Source organism: Micrococcales bacterium (assembly GCA_009784895.1).
GTDB lineage: Bacteria > Actinomycetota > Actinomycetes > Actinomycetales > WQXJ01 > WQXJ01.
In genome coordinates, this window is record WQXJ01000087.1 from 1 (window position 1) to 4,546 (window position 4,546).

At 60.9% G+C, this 4,546-nt stretch carries 4 protein-coding genes; 2 read left to right on the plus strand and 2 right to left on the minus strand.

Translation table 11 applies throughout. The features are described from left to right. Positions 1-151: 151 nt before the first annotated feature. On the minus strand, positions 152-2,377 hold the full coding sequence (locus FWD29_09860) for a penicillin-binding protein (protein ID MCL2804233.1): 2,226 nt from the start codon (positions 2,375-2,377) through the stop codon (positions 152-154). Positions 2,378-2,740: 363 nt separating this feature from the next. Here FWD29_09860 and FWD29_09865 point away from each other — a divergent pair, with 363 nt between their 5' ends. Then, entirely contained in the window at positions 2,741-3,202 is a 462-nt protein-coding gene (locus FWD29_09865; protein MCL2804234.1) for an FAD-dependent oxidoreductase, read from the plus strand. On the opposite strand, the gene FWD29_09870 is transcribed toward FWD29_09865, so the two are convergent. Continuing rightward, positions 3,195-3,839: an rRNA methyltransferase gene (locus tag FWD29_09870; GenBank protein MCL2804235.1), complete on the minus strand. Its 645-nt coding sequence runs from the start codon at positions 3,837-3,839 to the stop codon at positions 3,195-3,197. The two genes, FWD29_09865 and FWD29_09870, sit on opposite strands and share 8 nt — an antisense overlap. A gap of 24 nt (positions 3,840-3,863) precedes the next feature. Here FWD29_09870 and FWD29_09875 point away from each other — a divergent pair, with 24 nt between their 5' ends. Beyond that, entirely contained in the window at positions 3,864-4,535 is a 672-nt protein-coding gene (locus tag FWD29_09875; protein ID MCL2804236.1) for a VTT domain-containing protein, read from the plus strand. Positions 4,536-4,546 lie beyond the last annotated feature (11 nt).

A 4,546-nucleotide genomic window follows, 5' to 3' on the forward strand; every position in this document is an offset into this window, starting at 1 on the left:
GCCATTGTCCAGACCACCCCACTAGGCCAATTCAATGCCACCCCGGCTAGGGCCAACAGCGCGCAAATCGACAAGGCAAAAGCCGGAATGCCTAGGACCCAGATCAGCCTGGACAGCGGCACGTCCGGCATGGCATTACGCCAACTCACGGTCAACCGCCTCCACCCTCAGGCGGTGGGGTTGGGGTTGGTGTGGGGGTTGGTGTGGGGGTTGGGGTTGGGGTTGGCGGTTCGCTGGGCGGAGGCGGTGGCTGCGGGGTCGGTGACGCGGTTGGTGTTGGCGGTGCCTCGGTCGGTTCCTCACTTGGCGTTGGGCTTGGCTCAGATGGCTGAGTTGGTTCTGGCCGGTGTTGGGGCCGGGAGGGGAAATCCACCACCGGCATACCGTCCATGGCCACCCGCATTACTTTGAGCCACAACTCGGCCGGCGGGCCCCCGCCTTGGATAACCGCGTTCTGACCAAATGGGGTGATGGGCACGACCTCACCGTCCGGACCATTTTGGTAGTAGGCCACCGCCGTGGCCAGTTGTGGGGTGTATCCGCAAAACCAAGCCGATTGGTTGTTTTCCGAAGTGCCAGTCTTACCGGCCACCGGACGGCCCAAGTCGCCCACGACCCGGCCTGTGCCGTAGAGCACCACTCTCTCAAGGGCGTAGGTCAACTCGGCCATCGACTCGGCGCTGAAGACCCGTTCTGATTCCTGCTCGCCGGTGTAAACGGTCTTGCCGCTCGAGTCCACCGCGCTTTCGACAATGAAGGTGTCGTGGCGAACCCCTTGGGCGGCGAAAGTGGCGTAAACCCGAGCCATGTCCAATATGTGGGGGCTGGATGTGCCCAAAACGTTGGTCAGGTCGGAATCTAGCCCGGCGGTTTCAGCCGGCAGACCAGCATCGATCGCGGCTTGTTTAGTGGCTTCCCCGCCAACCTGCTCGTTTAGCTGGGCGTAAACGGTGTTGACCGAGCTCTGGGTGGCCTGGGCCAAGGTGATGTAGCCGTATTGGGCGTTGCCAGAGTTACGCACCGTCCAACCGCCAATGTCGATAGGCGAGCTGCCAGAAAAGGTCTCATCGAGGCTCATGCCTTTTTCCAAAGCCGCCGCCAAAGTGATCGGTTTGAAGGTTGATCCGGCCTGAGTTATATCTTGGGTGGCGGCGTTTTGCTGGCGTTTCATGTAATCCGGTCCGCCGTAAAGCATCCTGATAGCGCCGCTGTCAGGGTCAACTGAGGCGATGCCAATATGCAGGCCTTCCGGGCTGTCCTCGGGCAGGTCCGCCGCGGCCGCCACCATTGCGTCCTGCCAGGGTTTGTCTATCGTGGTGGTGATCTTGAGGCCACCGGCGTCAATCTCAGTTTCCGACATGGAACCTTGGGTTTGCAGCTCGTCGCGAACCATGCGCAGGAGATAACCTTGAGGGCCTCTGTAGAGGTCCGAGGCAGTGTATTCGATGAACTCCGGGAAGGTCAGCTGCGCCCGCTCGTTTGCAGTCAACTTGTCCATGGCGACCATGCCGTCCAAGACGTAGTTCCACCGTTCGGTCGCCATTTCGAGGTTTAGTTCTGGATCCCAGGCGGTTGGCGCCGGAATCAAGCCGGCAATTAGGGCCGCTTCAGACACAGTCAATTCCCCGGCCGGCTTGTTGAAATAAGCCAGGGCGGCCGTTTGGATGCCATAAGCGCCGCGACCATAGTAGATCGTGTTCATATAGGCGCCAAGGATCTCCATTTTCTCACTTGAGCGGTTGGCCTTGACCGCCATCAGGGCTTCTTGGAACTTGCCTTTGAGGTCAGTGGTGGTTTTGCCGACCAGGTAGCGCTCGATGTACTGCTGGGTAATGGTCGAACCGCCCTGACGGTTGCCTCGCAGATTGTTGTACAAAGCCCTGGCCATGGCCATGGGGTCAACCCCGGCGTTGTTCCAAAAAGTCCTGTCTTCGGCGGCCACGACAGCGTCCCTGACGTGGGCCGGCAGTTTCGACACGTCGATGATTTCGCGGTTTTGGTCGGCAAACTCACCCATCAAAGTGGTGCCGTCGGCGTAGTAAACCTTGGTGGCTTGGGCCATGGCGAAATCTGACGGTGTCGGCAACGAAGTCATGGCGTAGGCCACCGTGACCAAGCCAATCAGGGCGGCCAGGCAGATAAACCCACTGGCCAGCACGAAACGCCAGGACGGGATCCAGCGGTGCAAGCCTCGGTATTGGCGGCGGGGGTAGTTGAAAAAGCCGTAGCGGGGTTTGCCGCGCCTGGTGTAACGCTTGGGCGGTGGCGCCGTCCAGCCGGATTTGCCGGTTTTGGCCGCCGGGGCGGGACGGGGGGCGGGCTTGGCGCCGGTACGGGCTGTGGATTTGGGTCTGCTGCCGCCCGACTTGGCTACCATCTGGCCGTGTCGGTCAACCGCCCTGGGTTTCGGTCCAGCCTGCCGGCGAGGTTTCGCCTGCCCCAATTTTTGCCTCTCTTCAGCCCAAGCCTGTCCTGGCTGGGAACGTGGCAGTAGCCTAGCCGTCCCTCCAGGACGCGACGGCCAAAGTCAGCTGTGCTGACACAATCGTTACGAAGCTGAGTCCTAAATCTCCCCTGGCCCAAATCGCGCTAGTCAAAGCCCGTGATGCCCCCAGCGACCTGGGACAGTTGCCGCCTGGTCAGCCAAAGACCGGCACTGCCTGGAGTGGTACAGGGGCCATCAGGGGATCGGCAGTTAGCCACCGTCCCAACCGCCTTCGGTGCAAGTAGGCTTGACCAGGTGAGTTATGGCCAGCTGGGCGGCTACCACCAGCACACCGCCGCCATCGGCGACCTGATGGCTTCGCTGTGGGCGGCTGGCCAAGTCGAACTGCGCCACGGCTCGGATGATCCCCAACCTGGCGTCGAATCGATTTCCAGCGTCATGGCCCAACTAGATACCGCCGGCTTGACTAACGTGGTCTCCCTGGATGCGGCCGGGCGCCACATCACCGTTCAGTCGAAGTGTCCGCTGGGCGCGGCTGAGGCCCAAGCCAAGTCTGAAGGCCTTGGCTTGCCGGTTGATTGGACCAAGACCAGCAAATCGATCACCGCCGGCGCAGCCTTGCTGCGCGGACTGATCCAGGCCGAGTCAGTCAGCTGGGTCGACGTGGTCACCCGTTCTGGTCAGCTGACGCGGCATCAAGCCAACCAATTACCGCCCGATGCCCTGCTTCTTGCCCTTCGCATCCAGCTCACTTAAAAGCATGCTGCAAAGCCCAGTGGTACATGGCAATGGCGGCGGCCGCGCCGGCATTTAGCGAACGGGTCGAACCGTACTGGCTGATTTCAAGCAATCGTTCGCATTGGGCTAAGGCCGCTTGGCTTAGACCAGGGCCCTCCTGGCCAAAGAGCAGGACACAGCGCTGGGGCAACTTGGCCCGTTCCAGTGGCTCGGCCCCTGGCAGGTTGTCCAACCCAATGACGCCTATTCCCGCCTCGTCAGCCCACTGGCCGAACGCCTGGGCGTCAGTGTGGTGGATGACATTGAGGTAACGGTCGGTCACCATGGCACCGCGGCGGTTCCAGCGGCGCCGGCCGATTATGTGAATGGCGCTCGCGTTGAAGGCGTTGGCTGTGCGGACAATCGCGCCAATGTTGAAGTCGTGTTCCCAGTTTTCTATCCCCACATGGAAGTCGTGACGGCGGGAATCCAGATCAGCCACGATCGCCTGGTTCGACCAGTAACGGTAGCGGTCAATCACATTGCGTTTGTCCCCGTCCACCAGTAGGTCCGGGTCATAGCGACGGTCATCTGGCAGCGGACCCGGCCACGGTCCAACGCCTACGCATTGATCAAAGTTGGGCTCGGCGCCAGGGCCAGACGCGTCACTGGGCACGCCAAGCACCGTACCCTATAGGACGTGCTACCAACTCCAGGCGATCTCTCGACGCTGGCAATTGGGCCTTCCTGGCTTGATCCGGCCAATCTGATCAACCAGTTTGTTTCCTGGTTGGGCCCATGGGCGCTGGTCGGAGTCTGCATCGTGGTCTTCGCCGAAACCGGCCTGATGGTTGGCTTTTTTCTCCCCGGTGACTCGCTGCTGTTTACCCTGGGGGTTTTCATCGGCACGGGAAAAGTGGGTGTTCCACTATGGGCGGCCTGCCTGGCGATCGCTTTGTGCGCGGTGGCCGGCGATCAATCTGGCTACTGGATTGGACGCCTGGTGGGGCCGAAGCTCTTCACAAAACCGGACTCAAAGCTGTTTCAGCCGAAACACATCGAAAAGACCAACGCCTACTTTGCCCGCTACGGCGGGCGGACCATTGTGATTGCCCAATATGTACCAATTGTGCGGGCCTTTGCCGCCGTGGTGGCTGGGGCCGGAAAAATGAACTACCGCCACTTCTGCGCTTTCAACATCGTGGCGGCCTTCAGCTGGGGCATTATCCTGCCGGTGCTGGGGTTCTTCCTTGGATCGTTCGAATGGGTGGGGCAAAACATCGACATCATCATCATTGGGATTGTGCTGCTTAGCGTGGTGCCAATGGTCATCGAATACCTGCGGCATCGTGGCCAACGCACAAACGCCTGACAGCAACGGGC